Origin of the sequence: Roseibium sp. (genome assembly GCF_965233565.1) — a bacterium.
GTDB lineage: Bacteria > Pseudomonadota > Alphaproteobacteria > Rhizobiales > Stappiaceae > Roseibium.
The window spans coordinates 5,031,264-5,049,027 of sequence record NZ_OZ247494.1 but is presented as its reverse complement, the minus strand read 5'-3'; the positions used below and the strand labels follow the sequence as shown (position 1 = coordinate 5,049,027).

At 60.6% G+C, this 17,764-nt stretch carries 13 protein-coding genes; 9 read left to right on the top strand and 4 right to left on the bottom strand.

Translation table 11 applies throughout. The features are described from left to right. Positions 1-25 precede the first annotated feature (25 nt). The 4 genes from ACO6TG_RS23040 to ACO6TG_RS23025 are packed head-to-tail and all read left to right on the top strand — an operon-like array spanning position 26 to position 3,555. Positions 26-1,036 (top strand): ABC transporter permease, encoded by a 1,011-nt coding sequence (locus ACO6TG_RS23040; RefSeq protein WP_422375333.1) that lies wholly within the window; start codon positions 26-28, stop codon positions 1,034-1,036. Continuing rightward, positions 1,029-1,880 carry an ABC transporter permease gene (locus ACO6TG_RS23035; protein ID WP_422375332.1) on the top strand — a complete coding sequence of 284 codons (852 nt, stop codon included), beginning with the start codon at positions 1,029-1,031 and terminating at the stop codon, positions 1,878-1,880. The genes ACO6TG_RS23040 and ACO6TG_RS23035 overlap by 8 nt, the downstream gene beginning before the upstream one ends. Next, positions 1,877-2,755, top strand: coding sequence for an ABC transporter ATP-binding protein (locus tag ACO6TG_RS23030; protein WP_422375331.1), 879 nt, complete (start codon positions 1,877-1,879; stop codon positions 2,753-2,755). Before ACO6TG_RS23035 ends, ACO6TG_RS23030 begins: the two co-directional genes overlap by 4 nt. After that, a complete protein-coding gene (locus ACO6TG_RS23025; RefSeq protein ID WP_422375330.1) occupies positions 2,752-3,555 on the top strand; it encodes an ATP-binding cassette domain-containing protein in 804 nt (267 codons plus the stop codon). Before ACO6TG_RS23030 ends, ACO6TG_RS23025 begins: the two co-directional genes overlap by 4 nt. A 259-nt stretch (positions 3,556-3,814) precedes the next feature. Here ACO6TG_RS23025 and ACO6TG_RS23020 read toward each other — a convergent pair whose 3' ends face one another. The 3 genes from ACO6TG_RS23020 to ACO6TG_RS23010 all read right to left on the bottom strand — a co-directional run bounded on the left by ACO6TG_RS23020 (position 3,815) and on the right by ACO6TG_RS23010 (position 9,012). After that, positions 3,815-4,537, bottom strand: coding sequence for a FadR/GntR family transcriptional regulator (locus ACO6TG_RS23020; RefSeq protein ID WP_422375329.1), 723 nt, complete (start codon positions 4,535-4,537; stop codon positions 3,815-3,817). A 181-nt stretch (positions 4,538-4,718) separates the two neighbouring features. Beyond that, positions 4,719-5,633: a response regulator gene (locus tag ACO6TG_RS23015; RefSeq protein WP_422375328.1), complete on the bottom strand. Its 915-nt coding sequence runs from the start codon at positions 5,631-5,633 to the stop codon at positions 4,719-4,721. Continuing rightward, positions 5,623-9,012 carry an ATP-binding protein gene (locus tag ACO6TG_RS23010; RefSeq protein ID WP_422375327.1) on the bottom strand — a complete coding sequence of 1,130 codons (3,390 nt, stop codon included), beginning with the start codon at positions 9,010-9,012 and terminating at the stop codon, positions 5,623-5,625. The genes ACO6TG_RS23015 and ACO6TG_RS23010 overlap by 11 nt, the downstream gene beginning before the upstream one ends. Before the next feature lie 347 nt (positions 9,013-9,359). Here ACO6TG_RS23010 and urtA point away from each other — a divergent pair, with 347 nt between their 5' ends. The 5 genes from urtA to urtE all read left to right on the top strand — a co-directional run bounded on the left by urtA (position 9,360) and on the right by urtE (position 15,342). Next, complete coding sequence (urtA, locus tag ACO6TG_RS23005; RefSeq protein WP_422375326.1) at positions 9,360-10,646, top strand: urea ABC transporter substrate-binding protein; 1,287 nt, start codon at positions 9,360-9,362, stop codon at positions 10,644-10,646. Positions 10,647-10,854: 208 nt separating this feature from the next. After that, positions 10,855-12,477, top strand: a complete 1,623-nt coding sequence (gene urtB / locus ACO6TG_RS23000; RefSeq protein WP_422375325.1) for an urea ABC transporter permease subunit UrtB — start codon at positions 10,855-10,857, stop codon at positions 12,475-12,477. Next, on the top strand, positions 12,474-13,721 hold the full coding sequence (gene urtC / locus ACO6TG_RS22995; protein ID WP_422375324.1) for an urea ABC transporter permease subunit UrtC: 1,248 nt from the start codon (positions 12,474-12,476) through the stop codon (positions 13,719-13,721). Before urtB ends, urtC begins: the two co-directional genes overlap by 4 nt. Positions 13,722-13,726: 5 nt before the next feature. Then, positions 13,727-14,473 (top strand): urea ABC transporter ATP-binding protein UrtD, encoded by a 747-nt coding sequence (urtD, locus tag ACO6TG_RS22990; RefSeq protein WP_422375323.1) that lies wholly within the window; start codon positions 13,727-13,729, stop codon positions 14,471-14,473. 173 nt (positions 14,474-14,646) lie between these two features. After that, entirely contained in the window at positions 14,647-15,342 is a 696-nt protein-coding gene (urtE, locus tag ACO6TG_RS22985; protein ID WP_422375322.1) for an urea ABC transporter ATP-binding subunit UrtE, read from the top strand. Between the two features lie 7 nt (positions 15,343-15,349). Here urtE and ACO6TG_RS22980 read toward each other — a convergent pair whose 3' ends face one another. Further along, a complete protein-coding gene (locus tag ACO6TG_RS22980) occupies positions 15,350-17,497 on the bottom strand; it encodes an EAL domain-containing protein (protein ID WP_422375321.1) in 2,148 nt (715 codons plus the stop codon). Between the last annotated feature and the right edge of the window lie 267 nt (positions 17,498-17,764).

Here is a 17,764-nt window from a genome sequence, read left to right as displayed (position 1 = left end):
TGATCCGATACCAGGCCACATTGCCATGCAGATCGTGCGCGCGTTGCTGACACGTTTCGCCACCACGCTGGTCACCCTTCTGGGGGCCGCCATCATCGTCTTTGTCGTCATTCGTGTCGTGCCGGGCAACCCGATTGCCATGATGCTGCCGCCTGGCGCGAGCGATGCCGACATTGACCGCCTGAAAGCCCTCTATGGCCTCGACAAGAGCATCCTGGAACAGTTCCTGATCTGGATCGGCAATGTCGTTCAGGGGGACTTCGGCACCTCGATCACACTGCGTCAGCCGGTTTATGACCTTGTGATCGGACGCCTGCCGGCCACGCTGGAGCTTTCGATCCTCGCCCTGTTGATCGCAGTTCTGATGGGCGGCGCCGCCGCACTGACGGCAACGCTTTATCGGGGCACGAAGATCGAAGGCGGCATTGATGTCACCGGCGGTATCGCTCTGTCGTTGCCGGACTTTCTCTGGGGCCTGGCGCTGATCCTGCTCTTCGGCGTGCTCTGGCCGCTGTTTCACATTTCCGGGCGGATCTCCCCTTCCCTCGGTTTTGAGTTCACTTCAAACTTCTACCTCTTCGAGGCCCTGCTGCGGCTGCGATTCGATGTGGTCGGCGACCTGATCGGTCACATGCTGATGCCGGCGCTGGCGCTTGCCATCCCGCTTGCCGCCATCATCCTGCAGCTGCTCAAGCAATCCCTGAAAGAATGCATGCACGACGACTACATCACCCTGGCGCGCACCAAGGGCTATTCGGAATCCGCGATTATCCTGAAGGACGCGCTGCCAAATGCCATCCTGCCGACCCTGACGCTGATCGGTGTCCAGTTCACCTTCCTGATCGGCGGCACGGTGATCATCGAGCGGCTGTTTTCCTATGAGGGGCTCGGCAACATGGCTATCGACGCGGTGATCAATCGTGATCTGCCTCTGATCCAGGGCATCGTTCTGGTGTTCGCGCTGTTGTTTACACTCGTCAATCTGGTCGTCGACATGACCTATGCCGCTCTTAATCCGAGGTTGCGCCATGCTTGACGCCAGAGCACATGTCCGCCGCATGCCCGGTCTGCGCCTGTGGTTGAGCGGAGGCTGGCTCACCCTCTTGATCCTGGCCGCCATCTTCGCCCCCATGATCAGCCCCCATGACCCGCTGGCCCAGGATCTCTTTGCCGGTCGCCTGCCGCCGATCTGGGAACAGGGCTCCGACCCGGCCTATCTGCTTGGCACGGACAGCCTGGGCCGCGATCTCCTGAGCCGCATGCTTTATGGTGCCCGCGTCGCCTTGATCGTGGCGCTGGTGGCCGGCACGCTGACCTGCCTGATCGGATCGGCACTTGGACTGATTGCCGGCTATTTCCGGGGCTGGGCCGATCTGATGATCTCGCGCCTGATCGACATCTGGATGGCCTTTCCGCCCGTCCTCTTTGCCATTCTCCTGATCGCAGTCATCGGCACCGGCCTGACCTCCGTGATCGTCGCAATCGTGGTGATCGACTGGACGCGGTTTGCGCGCGTCGTGCGGGCAGAAGCCATGAGCCAGGGCGCCATGGATTATGTGGCGTCGGCCCAGGTCGCAGGCAGAACCCGCATCGGAACGGCGCTTGCGGAGATCCTGCCCAATGTGCTGCCGACGATCGTCGCCCTTCTGACCCTCGAAATGGGCATCGCCGTTATCGTCGAGGCGATCCTCTCCTTCGTGAACCTCTCCATCTCCACCGATCAACCGACCTGGGGCGGCATGATCGCCGAGGGGCGTGCCTCGATCTACCAGGCCTGGTGGGTGCTGGTGTTTCCGCTCTTCACCCTGTTCCTGACGGTGCTCAGCTTCTCCCAGTTCGGCGAGGGCTTGAAGGAACATTTTGACCCGGTGCTGCGATGAGTTTCCTGTCCATTCAAGACCTGAGCGTCCGGCTTTCCAACGGCATTCCGCTGCTTCGCAGTGTTTCACTCGATGTTTCTGCGGGCGAGGTTCGCGCGCTGGTCGGCGAAAGCGGCGCCGGCAAGAGCATGATCGGCAAGGCCGTGCTTGGGATCCTTCCAAGAGCCGCGCACCTGACGGACGGTCGCATCGTTCTCGATGGCGAGGACCTGGAAAGTCTCCCGCCCAAGACCCGCCGGCAACGCATCGGCGCTCGTGTGGCGCTGATCCCGCAGGACCCGCTCACTGCGCTCAATCCGTCGCGACGGGTAGGACCTCAAGTCACCGACCGATTGGTCGACATTCTGGGATGGAAACGCCCGGCGGCCGAAGCCCGTGCGCTGGAGCTTCTGGAGGAAGTTCACATCGAGGCGCCCGAAAGGGTGATGAAGGCCTATCCGCACGAGCTTTCCGGCGGCATGCGCCAACGTGTCCTGATTGCCTCCGCCTTTGCCGCCGAACCGAAGCTGATCATAGCCGACGAGCCGACCACCGCACTCGACGTCACGGTCCAGAAGCAGATCCTGAAACTGATCCGGGACATGCAACAACGGCATGGCACCGCGCTTCTGTTTGTCACGCATGATCTCGGCGTCGTTTCAAAGATCGCGCAGACACTGAGCGTGCTTTATGCCGGCAAGGTGGTGGAGGAGACCGGTGTCGAACACTTCTTTGCCGGCCCGTCCCACCCCTATTCACGTGCGCTGCTGGCGGCAACGCCCAAATACACCGACCCGGACGGATCACTCACCCCGGTTCCCGACAGCGTGGTCAGCGCCGTCGATGCGGAAATAGCCGCCTTTGATGCGGAGCGACTGGAGGCGGGGCAGCGATGAGCGACACGATCTATCAACTCAGGGACCTGAAGGTGTCCTTTCCGGACCTGTCCCGGAAACCGCTGCTGGGCCCGGCACCGCGCGTAGACGTCCTGAAAGGCCTGACTTTCGACATTCCGAAAGGCGAAGTGCTTGGCATTGTCGGCGGCTCCGGGTCCGGAAAGTCGACGCTCGGACGGGCCCTGATCCGGCTGATCGAACCGGATGGCGGCAGCATTCAGTTTGAGGGCACCGACATTTCCCACATGGGCGAAGACAGGCTGCGTCCGCTGCGGCGCCGTTTCCAGATGATCTTCCAGGACCCGATGTCCTCGCTCAACCCGCGTCGCAGGGTCGGCGGTATCATCGCCGGTCCGCTGAAGCTTCAGGGCCTGGACAACGTTGGGAGCCGGGTCGACGAGGCGCTCGACATGGTTGGCCTGCCACGCTCCTTCGCCACGCGTTATCCGCATGAACTCTCCGGCGGTCAGAGGCAGCGGGTCGGCATTGCGCGCGCCATCGCCCTCAGACCCGATTTCATTCTTGCCGACGAAATCGTCTCCGGTCTCGACGTCTCGTCCCAGGCGCAGGTCCTCAACCTGCTGGAGGACCTGGTCAGAGAGCTCGGCCTGACCCTCGCTTTCATCAGCCACGACCTCTCGGTGATCCGCCGCCTGTGCACCCGGATCCTGGTGCTTTACCAGGGCGAGATCGTCGAGCATGCGACAACTCCGGAGCTCTTCGACAATCCCAAGGCGGACTATACACGCATGTTGCTGGATGCGATTCCGCTGCCCGACCCCGCACAGGCCTGGTTCTAGGGTCAGGCCACATTCCTTCGAGTGAATTGGCCGCGATGAATTTGTTCGGTTGCGAGGCGCAAAGCCGCGGAAACCTTCCGGTTTCCAGAGATTTGCTACAACGTTGCCGGGCAAATTCACCCTCTCCCGGAGCGACGCAAGACGGCTTTGACCTGTTGCGTCAAACCGCTCAAACAGGCAAGAGGCCCGCTTTTCGCGCTTTTCCCCGCAACCGTTGCCGACTGTTGCGCCATTTCGATCAGATGAATGAGGCCTCGCCCTAAAGGTGCCCGATCGGCTTGACCGGTACATTGAGACGCTTGGAGGCCGCGCTGATATGGTCTGCCATTGCCCTGCGCGCTTGCGTGCGGTCGCCAACCTCGATCGCCTTCAAAATCTTCAGGTGCTCCGCTCGTGTCACCTGAACCAGGTCATCCTTTTCATAGATGTTTGACGTGATGCGTGCGGTCTCCTTGAGACGCGAGGAAATGTAACAGATAATTCCATAAAGATAGGCATTGGCTGTTGCCTTGCCGATCGCCCTGTGGAACGCAGCATCCGCTTCCAGGCGCCGGTCATCAAACCGGCTGCCGCCGTCGAGTTCCGCGATTGCCTTGCACATCTCCTCAAGATCGACCGACGTTCTGCGAACCGCAGCAAGCCCGGCTGCTTCAATTTCCAGAAGGCCGCGCAACTCGAACAGGTCCGCCAGATTTCCGGACTTGCCGAGGGCCTGGATATCGACACGAAAGGTTTCCCGTTCCGTGATCGGTTTCACGACCGCCCCACGGCCCTGACGCGACTCGACCACTCCGTCAGACCTCAGTCTGGCAATGGCTTCACGCACCACGTTGCGGCTGACACCGAACGTGCCCGCAAGCGCATGCTCCGTCGGCAGGGTGTCGCCCGGCTGCAATGTGCCTTCTGTGATTTTCGCCATGATGTCTGCGGCGATCTGGTCCGGCAGCAGCGTTGTCCGCTGCACCTCCCTGTAATTCGTCATAGCCACGCTCCTCTTTGCCAAGCCCGCTGGCATTTCATTATTGTTGCGGCTCGTGCGCGGCCATGCCGTCTTATCCTTTTGGCTAATACCACGCACCAATGCATGCATAGGCCAAGGCATTGATCTTGTCGAGATGTCCTTCCCAAGGGGAAGGTCATCGTTCCAAGCCATTACAAAAATGTCACAGTGCGAAGATCACTTCGGCGGCACGGACGGCGGCAGAGGCCCTGTTTTCGACCCCTAGCTTGACGAAAATCTGTTCAAGGTGCTTGTTCACGGTGCGCGGCGACAGGCCCAGGATCTCTCCAATATCCTTGTTGGACTTGCCCTTGGAAATCCAGATCAGCACCTCCGCCTCGCGCTGTGTCAGTTCGAACCGGTCCTGCAGGGCCTGCACCTGGCCGGCCTCGTCTTCCGCGGTCACCCGGAACAGATTCTCGTCCGGCCCGACCCGTCCCAGCGGATGCAGCTGCACGGCCAGCTCTTCAGACAGACCAAGCATGAAGCTGCGCCTGTGCGCACCGTCCCCGGGCGCGCCGTCCAGCCAGTCTCCGAGCGCCTGCCCCAGCCTGTAAAGACTTGTCTCTGCGGCGCCGGTGCGCGCCAGCAGGTTCTGGATCTGCGGCGTCGACCACAATACGGTTCCCTCGCGAGAGACCGCCACCAGATGTCGGCCCGCTGCGTCGAGTGCCACATGGGCGCTTTGCACCGAACGGGCGTTTTTCAGGTGCACCTTGATGCGCGCCTTCAACTCGTCGACGTCAATCGGCTTGGTGAGAAAATCGACACCGCCGGACTCCAGCGCCCGGACGATATGCTCGGTCTCGGACAACCCGGTCATGAAAATCACAGGCACATGCTGCAAGGCCTGGCTGTCCTTGATCTTTCGGCAGGTATCAAAACCGTCGAGACCCGGCATGACGGCATCCATCAGGATCGTGTCTGGCGTGACCTTCTCGCAGATTTTCAACGCAGCATCGCCGCTGGTCGCAACCAGCACGGCGACACCCGTTTTCTTGAGCGCCTCGGTGACGAAGCCCAGGGTTTCCGGACTGTCGTCCACCACCAGAACCGTTTCGCGGCGCTCATCCGTCATGGGTTTCCAGTCCGTTCAATACGTTGCGATACGCCTCGAAGTCGAAACGGGTGAGATGTTCCTGCAATTCCCGAATGAGCGCCTTGTTCTCCGGTGTTTCAGCCAATTCGGTCAGTTTGGCCTCGATGCCCTCCACATAGCCGATATCAGCGAGCGAGATCAGGTCGGCGACATGATCTGCGCCCGGCGATCGCAGCACCTCGGGCCTGACCGGTCTTGTTTCACGCTCCTTGGCCTGTTCTGTCCAGGTGATGCCCAGATGCTTCTGGAGGAGATCGTAGAGCTGTCCGATCGCAAAGGGTTTGGCCAGGGTTGCCGAATGGTGGACCGGTCCTTCGGGGCGCAGGCTCTGATCGCCGATATTGGCCGACAGCATGACGATCGGCGCTTTGTCCCCATGGCTGCGGAGCGCTTCTGCCAACTCCCATCCATTCATGCCCGGCATCAGAATGTCGATGAGATAAAGATCAGGTGACAGTGGGGCAACCGTTTCAAGGCAGACCCTGCCGCTGTCCGCTACCATCACCGCAAACCCGATGGGTTTCAGAATGTCGCTGACAAGCGCCCGGTGATCGGGATTGTCATCGATCACGGCAATGATCCGCCGCGCGCCTTCGTACCCCCTGACCTGCCGCTCCAGCCGAACGGTGTCCACGGGCCGGTCGACACCGGCCAGCATCAGCCGCACCTCGAAGGACGCTCCCTCTCCCGGTTCGCTTGCAAGCGCAATCGCGCCACCCATGGTTTCCGTCAGAAGCTTGGTGATGGTGAGACCGAGCCCGAGCCCCGGCACCCGCCGGTTGTTGGCCGCCCGGCTTCGTCCGAACGGTTCGAAGATCTTGGTCTGGTCCTGCAGATCAACACCCGGCCCGCTGTCGGTCACGACAAAGCTGGCCACCTGGGAGCGATAGCTCACCTTCAATGAGACATCGCCTTCTTCGGTGAACTTGACGGCATTGGACAACAGGTTGACCAGGATCTGGCGCAACCGCTTTTCATCGGTGCGCACAAAGACCGGCAGATTTGGCGCGCGCTCATATAAGAAGCCGAGCCCCTTGGCCGTTGCCTGCATGCGGAACATGTCCACGATCTGGTCGAGGAACTCGTGAATGTTGATCTCGTTGGAATAGACCTGCAGGCGCCCACTCTCGATGCGGGAGATGTCCAGCAGGCCGTCAATCAGGCCGGAAAGATGCTCCGCGCTACGGCGGATCGTGCTGACGGCCGGCTTGCGGGCGGCCGGCAAGGTCTCATCCTGCTCCAGCACCTGGGCATAGCCCATGACGGCATTGAGCGGCGTTCTGAGCTCATGACTGAGCCCGACAACGTATCGGCTCTTGGCAAGGTTGGCGGCTTCGGCATCCTCCTTGGCCTTCTGCAGCGCTGCGTCGGTGATGCTGTGGGCATCGATTTCCTTCTGCAACAGAGCGTTCTGGCGGGCCGATTCCTCCTCTGCGACCCGGCGTGTGTCATGCGCGAGCACCAGAAACCAGCAGGCAATGCCTGCCACGATGGCAAAGACGAAAAAGATGAGCGTGACCGTCTGGGCGATGATGCCGGTCGGATCCCCAAAGCGGCTCGCCGCCTGTGCATAGATGATCCAGACCACACAGCCGATCGCGGAGATGGAGACCGCGGACGCCAAAGCATATCTGCCGAGCCGCGTGCGCAGAAAGGCGAGCACGCCTTCAGGCAGGAACAGGGCAGCGACCGTTCCCACCTGGTGCGCAGCTCTTGCCTTTGGCTTGCAACTGTCATGGCAGCGCGCGTCAAGGGAACAGCACAAGGAACAGATCGGCGCCTGGTAGGCCGGGCAATAGGCCATGTCCTCGGGCTCGAACGGGTTTTCGCAAATGGAACAGGCGATCTGGTCCTTCGCCAGCCAGCTCTGGCGCGGCTTGCGGGCGAGATAGAACCGGCCCTTTGTTGCCCAGGCAATCAAAGGCGCGGCCACAAAGGCAAGAGCCATGGCCAGAAACGTTGCCAGGGCAGCGGCGGTCTCGCCGAACAAGCCGAAATGGGCCGCAAGGGCGACCCCGGTCGCCAGCAGCATGGCGCCAGTGCCCACGGGGTTGATGTCATAAAGATGCGCCCGCTTGAATTCGATCCCCGGCGGCGACAGGCCAAGCGGCTTGTTGATGAAGAGATCGGCGGAAATGGCGGATAGCCACGCCATGGCAATGATCGAGAAAACCCCGAGGGTTTCCTCCAGAAGCCGGTAAATCCCGAGTTCCATCAAAAGCAGCGCGATGCCGACATTAAAGACCAGCCAGACGACCCGTCCTGGATGAGAATGGGTCAGGCGGGAAAAGAAATTCGACCACGCAAGTGACCCCGCATAGGCGTTCATGACATTGATCTTGAGCTGGGCAACCACGACAAAGGCGGCCATCAGCAGAAGCACAACGGTCTCGTTCGGGATCATGTAGCCGAAGGCAACGGTGTACATGCGCGATGGCTCGTCCGCATGCTCGACAGGCACGCCGTGAGAAAGCACCAGAACGGCCAGAAAAGAGCCAGCAATCATCTTCGGCGCCCCAAGCACGACCCAGCCAGGCCCCGCCAGGAACAGGGCCAGCCGATGGCGGCGTCTTGCATAGTCCTGAGCCGGCAGAAACCGCAGGAAGTCGACCTGCTCGCCGATCTGCGCCATCAGCGCCAGGATCACGGCCGAGGCGGTACCGAAGCTGATCAGACTGATGCTGTCCCAGCCTCCACCCGATGTCCTTTCCATTCCGGTTGCAGGATCGATGCCGGAGAAATTCAGCCATGTACCGACCGCCTGCCAGTCGGTGAAGATGATGAAGATGAAGGGCAGGATATTAAGAATGATCCAGAACGGCTGGGTGGCGAGCTGGAACCGGCTGATCCAGGTGATGCCATGGGTGACCAGAGGAATGACGGCCACCGCGCTGATGATGTAGCCAAGCCAGAGCGGAACGCCGAAGGCGAATTCCAGGGCACTCGACATGATCGAGGCCTCGATCGCAAAAAGGATAAAGGTGAAACTCGCATAGATGAGCGAGGTTACCGTCGAGCCGATATAGCCGAACCCGGCCCCGCGTGTGAGCAGATCGATATCGACGCCATACCGCATGGCATACCGGCTGATCGGCAATCCCACAACAAGCAGCACCAGGCTGCCGACCAGGATGGCCAGGAACGCATTAGCCGTTCCGTGAGACAAGGTGATCGCCCCGCCGATCGCCTCAAGCGCCAGAAAGGAAATAGCCCCGATGGCCGTTTGCGAAATCGCCCGCGAGGAAAAGCGCCGCGCGCTTTTGGCGGTGAAGCGCAGCGCATAGTCTTCAAGGGTCTGGTTGTTGACCCACTTGTTGTACCGGCGCCGAACCGGGAGGATGCGCTGACGGGCGGTCATGACACCAGCCCTTTGTTAACGGCGTTTGGAAGACAAACCTGTTCCGCATCAGCCGAGGCATCACCTGCACAATCAGCCCAAAATTTCACCAGTTGCCTGCAATTTTGGCAATTGCCCCACACCAACACGCTGTTTTTCGCCTCGTTATTTGCGCCAATCCCTCTTCAGAGCACATTTCGTGCCGACTGCCTGAAAACTGTGCCAAAAAGCGGCCGGAGCCCACCTACGTCAATTGACGTATGTTGCAGTGCGATAGTTCGAGCGCACGATCTTCCCCGACAGCGGCAAACCTTCCAGCCGCCAATCACCGGCGTGGGACCTGGTGACGTCACAGAAGGGGAACATCCATGAAAAAGACATTCACGAAACTTGCACTTGCCGGCCTGATGGCCAGCACCATGATCGGCGGCGCGGCCGCGGACGAAGACACCATCAAGGTCGGTATCCTGCATTCGCTGTCCGGCACGATGGCGATTTCCGAGACCACTCTGAAAGACGCCATGCTGATGCTCATCGAAGAGCAGAACAAGAAGGGCGGCCTGCTTGGCAAGAAACTCGAAGCCGTTGTCGTCGACCCGGCGTCCGACTGGCCGCTCTTTGCCGAGAAGGCCCGTGAGCTGATTGAAGTCAACGGCGTCGATGCCGTCTTCGGCTGCTGGACGTCCGTCTCGCGCAAATCCGTTCTGCCGGTCTTTGAAGAGCTGAATTCACTGCTGTTCTACCCGGTCCAGTACGAAGGGGAAGAAAGCCAGCGCAACGTCTTCTACACCGGCGCGGCCCCGAACCAGCAGGCCATCCCGGCCGTTGACTACCTGATGAATGAAGAGGGTGTCGAGCGCTGGGTTCTCGCCGGAACCGACTATGTCTATCCGCGCACGACCAACAAGATCCTGGAAGCCTATCTGAAGTCCAAGGGTGTCGCTGAAGAAGACATCATGATCAACTACACGCCGTTCGGACATTCCGACTGGCAGACGATCGTCTCCGACATCAAGGCCTTCGGCTCCGCCGGCAAGAAAACCGCTGTTGTCTCCACGATCAACGGCGACGCCAACGTGCCGTTCTACAAGGAACTCGGCAATGCCGGCATCAAGGCCGAAGATATCCCGGTCGTTGCCTTCTCCGTGGGTGAAGAGGAACTTGCCGGTCTCGACACAGCCCCGCTGGTCGGCCACCTTGCTGCCTGGAACTACTTCCAGTCTGCCGACACCGACGCCAATGCCGAGTTCATTGAAACCTGGCAAGCCTTTATCGGCGACGACGAGCGGGTGACCAACGACCCGATGGAAGCACATTTTATCGGCTTCAACATGTGGGTCGAAGCGGTCGAGAAAGCCGGCACCACCGATCCGGATGCCGTGATCGACGCGATTGTCGGCGTGTCCGTACCGAACCTCACCGGCGGCTATTCCGCCATGATGCCGAACCACCACATCACCAAGCCGGTGCTGATCGGCGAGATCCAGGAAGACGGCCAGTTCGAAACCGTCTGGGAAACCTCCGGTCTCGTCGTCGGTGATGCCTGGTCCGACTATCTGGAAGGCTCCAAGGACCTGATCTCCGATTGGCGCGCACCGATGTCCTGCGGCAGCTTCAACACTGCCACAGGTGAGTGCACCGGCTCCGGGTCCTAAGGGAGGAGACACGGAGACGGGGACGGGCTTGGGTGAGCCCGTCCCCTTTTCTCCCGGGATCCGCCGGGAGCGACTGTCTGGCGCATGCAAGGTCCGTTTCGAGTGACCGGCGGCAAGCTCCGACATAAGTGACCCATCCGCCGAGACGCCGCAGTGTGGCCCTTCAGGATGAAGTCTTTCATTTAACGCGCATAACGCGGTGGACACGATGTCCCTGGTAAGACCATTTCTTCTCCTCTTTTGCCTGATCCTGAGCGCGGTTGCCGGACCGGCCCTGGCCCAGTCCGACGCGGAAAGCCTGCGGCCTCTGGTCAATGAGCTTGCCAAGGGCAAGTACGCCGAAACCGAACAGCAGATCGGAGCTCTGGCCGCGACCGGAAACCCGGCGGCGGCTCCCGTTCTGGAAGCTCTCAGCGGCGGAGACCTCTATTTCCGCAAGTCCGACGACCAGGTCTTCATTGCCGAGAAACAGGGCAAGATCTTCAAATTGACCGATCCGTTGACGATGGAAGCGGCCGGTGAGGCCGGACGGCGCGAGGTCAAGAAGATCAAGGTCAACAACAAGCTTCGCCGCGTGATCCGCGCAGCACTCGGGTCCCTGACCCTGATGGCGCCGGATCCGAACGTCCGCAAGGCGGCCGCTGAAGCCATCTTCAAGGCCAAGGATCCGGACAGCATCGAAGCGCTCGATACGGCGCTTGCAGCCGAAGAAGACAGCGACGTGCGTCAGGTCATGGCCCAGGCGCGTGCCGCCGCCGTTCTCAATTCGGATCTGGAAGAAAGCCAGAAGCTGGACGCCGTCGCGACCCTCTCCGACATGGGCAACCGCGATGCGCTTTCCCTGCTGATCGCCGCGCAATCCACATCCGATGGTGCCGTCCAGGCGGCAGCAGGTCAGGCTGTTGCGAAGATCGAGAAGTCACTTGCCACCTGGGATGCTGCACAGAACATCTGGTACGGGCTGTCTCTTGGTTCCGTGCTGCTGCTGGCGGCGATCGGTCTTGCCATCACTTTCGGGGTCATGGGCGTCATCAACATGGCGCATGGCGAAATGGTCATGATCGGGGCCTATACGACCTTTGTGGTCCAGGAGCTGATCAGAACGTCCGCACCGGGCCTGTTTGAATATTCGCTGTTCATCGCCCTGCCCCTCGCCTTTCTGGCCTCCGGTTCGATCGGCATCGCCATCGAGCGCGGTGTCATTCGCTGGCTCTATGGCCGCCCCCTTGAAACTCTTCTGGCAACATGGGGCATTTCACTCATTCTGCAGCAGGCGGTGCGCTCGATCTTCGGTCCGACCAACCGCGAGGTTGGCAATCCGGACTGGATGTCAGGCGCATTCGAACTCGGCCAGATGACCATCACCTATAACCGCATGTGGATCATCGTTTTTGCGATGCTGGTCTTTGCCGGATTGATGCTCGTGCTGAAAAAGACGCCCTTTGGTCTTTATACGAGAGCTGTCACCCAGAACCGGCGCATGGCCGCCTCCATGGGCATTCGCACACCCTGGGTGGACGCGCTGACCTTCGGTCTCGGGTCGGGCATTGCCGGCATTGCCGGTGTGGCGCTCAGCCAGATCGACAACGTCTCGCCCAACCTCGGCCAGGGCTACATCATCGACAGCTTCATGGTCGTGGTGTTCGGCGGTGTCGGCAATCTCTGGGGCACGCTGGTCGGCGCCATGACACTCGGTGTCGTCAACAAGTTCCTCGAGCCTTATGCCGGCGCCGTGCTCGGCAAGATCTTCGTGCTCGTCTTTATCATTCTCTTTATCCAGAAGCGTCCGAGGGGCCTGTTTGCCCTCAAGGGCCGGGCAGTCGAAGCATGATGTCGTCATTTCTCTTTCGTGCCATGGACGCGCGCGCGGGGATCTTTCTCGCGCTCATGGCCGCAGTGATCGTGCTGGTGCCGGCAGGCAACCTTCTGGTGCCGGAAACCTCGCCTTTCCACGTGCCGACCTATGCCGTCACGCTGATGGGCAAATACCTGACCTACGCGCTGCTGGCGCTCGCCGTCGATCTGGTCTGGGGCTATTGTGGCATCCTCTCGCTCGGCCACGCCGCCTTCTTTGCGCTCGGCGGCTACGCCATGGGCATGTATCTCATGCGCCAGATCGGTACCCGCGGGGTTTACGGCGATCCGCTCCTGCCCGATTTCATGGTCTTCCTGAACTGGCAGGACCTGCCCTGGTACTGGTACGGCTTCGACATGTTCTGGTTCGCGGCCCTGATGGTCGTCCTGGTGCCGGGCGTGCTGGCCTTTGTCTTCGGCTGGTTCGCCTTCCGCTCGCGGGTGACCGGCGTTTATCTCTCGATCATCACCCAGGCGCTGACCTATGCGCTGCTGCTCGCGTTCTTCCGCAATGACATGGGGTTTGGCGGCAACAACGGCCTGACCGATTTCAAGGACATTCTCGGCTTTGACATTCAAGCCGACACGACCCGCGCCGGCCTGTTTGCAGCCTCAGGCCTGGCGCTGGTCCTGTGCTTTCTTATCTGCCGCGCGATCACACGCTCCAAGCTGGGCAAGGTCCTGGTCGCGGTCCGCGACGCGGAAAGCCGCACACGGTTCTTCGGCTATCGCGTGGAACACTACAAACTCTTCGTCTGGACCCTGTCGGCGATGATGGCCGGTATCGCAGGCGCGCTTTATGTGCCCCAGGTCGGCATCATCAATCCGGGCGAATTTGCCCCCGCCAACTCCATCGAGGTGGTCATCTGGGTTGCCGTGGGCGGGCGCGGCACGCTGGTTGGCGCCGTCTTGGGAGCCATTCTGGTCAACTTCGCAAAGACGTGGTTCACCGGGGCGCTGCCGGACATCTGGCTGTTCGCCCTGGGTGGCCTGTTCGTGGTGGTCACGCTGTTCCTGCCGAAAGGTATTGTCGGGACGGTCAGTTCCGGATGGACGGCGCTTCGCCAGCGCAAGGTATCGGCGGCGTTTGAGGCCGGCTCCGACGAGCCTCCCGGACCGCCACAGTCACCGAGCGCCCCAGCCAACGTGACGGCTAACGAGCCACCGGCCAAGCCGGCTCATCGGGCGCCTGGCCAGGCCGAACCCCAGCCAGCGGAGTGAGCAGAATGACCCGTTCCACCAGTCTTCTCTATCTCGACGGCGTATCGGTCTCCTTCGATGGCTTCAAGGCGCTGAACGAATTGTCGCTGACCATCGATCCGGGTGAAATGCGCGCCATCATCGGCCCCAACGGGGCGGGCAAGACCACAATGATGGATGTCATCACGGGCAAGACCCGGCCCGACAGCGGCGAAGTCTTTTTCAACGGCACCATCGACCTGACAGGCGAAGACGAGGCCTCGATTGCAGAACTCGGCATCGGGCGCAAGTTCCAGAAACCGACGGTCTTTGAAAGCCACACGGTCTGGGACAACCTGGAACTGGCGCTGAAGGCACCGCGCGGGCCGTTCGCCACACTGTTTCACGTCATTGCCCGGGCGGAGAGGAAACGCATCGACAGCCTGCTGGAGCTGATCCGTCTGGGCGACAAGCGGTACGATCTGGCGGCGAACCTGAGCCACGGCCAGAAACAGTGGCTGGAGATCGGCATGCTGCTGGCGCAAGACCCCAAGCTCCTCCTGGTCGACGAACCTGCCGCCGGCATGACCGACGCGGAAACCGCCGAAACGGCAGTCCTTCTCAAGGACATTGCCAAGGACCATTCCGTGGTCGTGGTCGAGCACGACATGGACTTCGTGCGCTCGCTGGGCGTGAAAGTCACGGTTCTTCACGAAGGCTCCGTTCTGGCGGAGGGATCGCTCGACCATGTCTCGGCCGACGAGCGCGTTGTTGAAGTCTATCTGGGGCGGTGAGGACCATGCCTAATCCCGACGGTTGTCATCCCGGTTTGGCTGAAAGCCAAGACCGGGATCCAGTAATCCCAGTTTCAGCAAGAACCGCCGAAGATCGTGACTACTGGGTCCCCTCCTCCGCGGGGATGACAAATCAAGTGCTTTGCCTGTGCACAAGCTACGAGGCCTGAACAATGCTGCAAGTTGACAAGATCGATCTTCATTACGGCGCTGCCCAGGCCCTGAAGAAGGTGTCGCTGAGCGCCGAGATCGGCAAGGTGACCTGTGTGATGGGCCGCAACGGCGTCGGCAAGACCTCAACCTTGCGTGCGGTCGCCGGACAGCACGGTATCAGCGCCGGCAAGATCCTCTGGAACGGGGAAGACATTTCCGCACTCCCCGCCCATGCCCGCGCCCGAAAAGGCATCGCCATCGTGCCGCAGGGACGCGAAATTTTCCCATTGCTTACGGTCAAGGAAAACCTGGAAACCGGCTACGCGCCGATCCGCCGCAAGGACCGGTTCCTGCCGGAAACAATCTTCGAGCTGTTCCCGGTTCTGAAGGACATGCTGTCGCGGCGCGGCGGCGACCTGTCCGGTGGGCAGCAGCAGCAGCTCGCGATTGCCCGGGCCCTGGTCACCCGTCCTCAGCTGCTGGTTCTGGACGAGCCAACAGAAGGCATCCAGCCGTCGATCATCAAGGATATCGGCCGGGCGATCTCGTGGCTGCGCGACCAGGGAACCATGGCGATTGTGCTGGTAGAGCAGTATTTTGAATTCGCACGTGACCTGGCCGATGACTATGCAGTGATGGACCGCGGAGAAGTGGTCTTGTCCGGCAGCGGTGCGGAACTGTCGGAGACCGAAGTTCGGCGATATCTGACGGTTTGAGCCCGCCCTAGGCCACTTGCTCGGCCTTGTCCGCCAGCGCCTGCACATAAGCCAGGCACTTGTCGGGCGCCTGTGGCCGGCAGAAATGGTAGCCCTGAAAGCGGGTGCAGCCCAGCCGCAGCAAACGCGTGAGCTGATCTTCCGTCTCAACGCCTTCCAGAACGGTGCTGAACGCCAGGCTTCTGCTCAGATCAAGAATGGAACTGATGATGTGTTCGCTGACTTCTCCCTGACCGAACTGTGTCAGCGAGCGGTCGACCTTGACCTCGTCCAGCGGCAGCGCCTTCAGATACCGCAGGGATGTATGTCCCATGCCAAAATCATCCAGCGCAATGCGGACGCCGTGCTCGCGTAAACGTTCCAGGGAGGCGAGCGCCGCGTCGTCCGGGATCAGCAGGGTGGATTCTGTGATTTCGAGCTTAAGGACATGGGTTGGCAGGTAGTGCGCGTCCAGCCGGTCAAACACGTTTTTATCCAGCGTCCCGCTCAGAATCTGGGCCGGCGCGACATTCACAGCAATCATGAAGTCATCCGCAACACTGCCCTGCCAGTCCTTTCTTTGCGCACAGGCGAGATCCAGCACCAGGTCACCAAGTTCCGGCATGATGCCGAGCTCTTCGGCCAATTGAATGACAACCGGCGGCGGCACCCTGCCATAGACCGGATGGTCCCAGCGCAGCAGCGCTTCCGCTGCGAAGGCCTGCCCGCTTCTCTGGCAGATCTGCGGCTGGAAGTCCAAGTACAGTTGACCGCGCTGACGCACGGCAAGTTCCAGATCTCCAGCGATTGCCAGAGCCATCCGGCCCGGATCACCGGTGCGCGACAAAAGACGCTTGCCGACGGTTCGGCTGTCCCCCTGCTCGCTGAAAGCGACAAGGTCCTTCATGGTCGCCTGCCCTTTCAGGGCGGCAACCCGTTCCGACAGACGAACGAACGGCGCATAGACCGCAATGCTGATCGCAAGACAAAGCCCTTGTGTCAGGGCACCGTTGATCGAACCCGTAACCGCATAGCCATTGATGATGGCGGGTGTCGTCCAGGCAACCTGATGCCCGGTGAGCGGCATGAAATCGGCACTCATCGCCAGATACATCACAATCGTATTGATGACCGGAACCAACAGGAACGGCACGGCGAAGATCGGGTTGAGGACGATCGGCAATCCGTAAAGCAGCGGTTCGTTGACGTTGCAGAGGGCTGGCAGACCGGCAAGGAGAGCGAAGTTCCGCGTGCTGGGAGAACGGCTGAACAGCAGCATGGCCACTATGAGACCAATCGTGGCGCCGGAGCCCCCCATGTGCAACAGGTCGAAAAACTGCGACGTGAAGATGAATTCCGGCTGCTGGCCTTCCATCACCGCGATGTTGTTGGCGATGCTGGCCGGCGCCAGCTGCGCATCCTGAACCGATTGCAGAACGTTCGGGCCATGAATCCCGAACAGCCAGAAGACCTGTGACACGACGATATAGGTCAGCCCGAAACCGAGTGTGTCCTCGCCGGAGGTCAGCGCACGTGCAAACGAGCCATTGAGATCGGCAACGACATCCGTTGATCCAAGGCTCAGCAACACGGCCTTCAGAACCGCAAAGACAATGATCGTCAGGCCGGCGGCCGGCATGATGGTGAAGACATCGCCGATCATTCCCTCGTGACCGATGGATTTTGACTTGATCCGCAGCCACTGCAGCTTCGCAAGGCGCAAGAACACCTCTGTTGCACCGATGGCAACCAGAAGGGCGACCGGCAATCCGAAGCTGAGCGAGATGGCGGCCTGGAGCGTCGGCTGATCGGTTGGCGCCACAAGAACAAAGAAACAGGTGACAACAACCATCACGCTCAGAACCGGGTTCGCGACCGGTGTTTTTCCGCGGGTATTGCGCAGGTTGGTGTAGACATAGGCGTAGCCGGACATCGCCAGCAACGCCGCGATACCAAAAGTCGAGGACACCAGAATCTGGAGCACGGGAGCAAATTGCGGTCCGAACAGATCTGCGAAGACGGTTTTGAGTTCGGGAAAGGGCGGATGCAGGAACAGCAGGGCCAGCGCTCCGACCATGATCAGGGGCAGCGTCAGGGCCAGACCACGCTGTAGGGCTGTCAGCATGGAAATGCGGCTCAAGACGTCCGCGAAGCCGATGACATCGATCTTTAACATCAGTCCCTGTCTAAACTTCACCTTGCAACCAAACTAATACAAGGTGGCTTTTGGATATTTTAGCGAGAACTTACAGCCCGGGTCGATTTGTTTTATATTGCACAGTCTTAACAATTACTCCTGCGCAATTTTACCAGTCCTCCTCCTCACCGATACGCAGACCGAAACTCGGCATTCTTGATCGGCACACAATCCGGCAGCGGCAAATTGACGGCATGACCGACTTCAGGACTGGTCTTTTCGACCCCAGCCATGTAATCCGGGCAC

What these genes read in the sequence shown, in the direction of transcription:
- ACO6TG_RS23035 (WP_422375332.1), top strand. Translation starts at nt 1,029, where the DNA reads ATGCTTGACGCCAGAGCACATGTCCGCCGCATGCCCGGTCTGCGCCTG.
- ACO6TG_RS23015 (WP_422375328.1), bottom strand. Translation starts at nt 5,633, where the DNA reads ATGACGGATGAGCGCCGCGAAACGGTTCTGGTGGTGGACGACAGTCCG.
- urtC (WP_422375324.1), top strand. Translation starts at nt 12,474, where the DNA reads ATGATGTCGTCATTTCTCTTTCGTGCCATGGACGCGCGCGCGGGGATC.
- urtE (WP_422375322.1), top strand. Translation starts at nt 14,647, where the DNA reads ATGCTGCAAGTTGACAAGATCGATCTTCATTACGGCGCTGCCCAGGCC.
- ACO6TG_RS23025 (WP_422375330.1), top strand. Translation starts at nt 2,752, where the DNA reads ATGAGCGACACGATCTATCAACTCAGGGACCTGAAGGTGTCCTTTCCG.
- ACO6TG_RS23040 (WP_422375333.1), top strand. Translation starts at nt 26, where the DNA reads ATGCAGATCGTGCGCGCGTTGCTGACACGTTTCGCCACCACGCTGGTC.
- ACO6TG_RS23020 (WP_422375329.1), bottom strand. Translation starts at nt 4,537, where the DNA reads ATGACGAATTACAGGGAGGTGCAGCGGACAACGCTGCTGCCGGACCAG.
- urtB (WP_422375325.1), top strand. Translation starts at nt 10,855, where the DNA reads ATGTCCCTGGTAAGACCATTTCTTCTCCTCTTTTGCCTGATCCTGAGC.
- ACO6TG_RS22980 (WP_422375321.1), bottom strand. Translation starts at nt 17,497, where the DNA reads ATGTTAAAGATCGATGTCATCGGCTTCGCGGACGTCTTGAGCCGCATT.
- urtD (WP_422375323.1), top strand. Translation starts at nt 13,727, where the DNA reads ATGACCCGTTCCACCAGTCTTCTCTATCTCGACGGCGTATCGGTCTCC.
- ACO6TG_RS23030 (WP_422375331.1), top strand. Translation starts at nt 1,877, where the DNA reads ATGAGTTTCCTGTCCATTCAAGACCTGAGCGTCCGGCTTTCCAACGGC.
- ACO6TG_RS23010 (WP_422375327.1), bottom strand. Translation starts at nt 9,012, where the DNA reads ATGACCGCCCGTCAGCGCATCCTCCCGGTTCGGCGCCGGTACAACAAG.
- urtA (WP_422375326.1), top strand. Translation starts at nt 9,360, where the DNA reads ATGAAAAAGACATTCACGAAACTTGCACTTGCCGGCCTGATGGCCAGC.